The organism is Bradyrhizobium sp. Leo114, from assembly GCF_055229415.2.
The window spans coordinates 1-255 of sequence record NZ_JBUYEN020000273.1 but is presented as its reverse complement, the minus strand read 5'-3'; the positions used below and the strand labels follow the sequence as shown (position 1 = coordinate 255).

The following is a 255-nucleotide window of genomic DNA, read 5'->3' as shown; positions in this document are numbered from 1 at the left end:
GGGGACGGCTTCGTATGTGCGCGTACTTTGATGTGAGGATGACCGACGTCGACAAGATAGCGGTTGTAGAACAGCTTGTCCTCGACGCGCACTGATGTCTCGACATTCATATTTCAGCTTCCTTAGCTTTGATTCTGATGGGTTATCGCCAAGCGCGCGCGAGGCGGAATGCATCGCCAAATAAACCGGTCCATGACCGCGCATTGACAAAGGATTTCAACGTCAGCTTCTCCTTCTCGGCCTTCGGCGTGCCGT

At 53.7% G+C, this 255-nt stretch carries 1 protein-coding gene and 1 pseudogene; both read right to left on the bottom strand.

The window, feature by feature from the left end:
• Nucleotides 1-110: pseudogene (locus tag ACZIRK_RS45720) on the bottom strand (ferredoxin family protein); the annotation flags it as partial.
• A gap of 32 nt (nucleotides 111-142) precedes the next feature.
• On the bottom strand, nucleotides 143-255 hold a 113-nt coding region (locus ACZIRK_RS45715), incomplete at its 5' end, for a hypothetical protein (protein ID WP_463702783.1).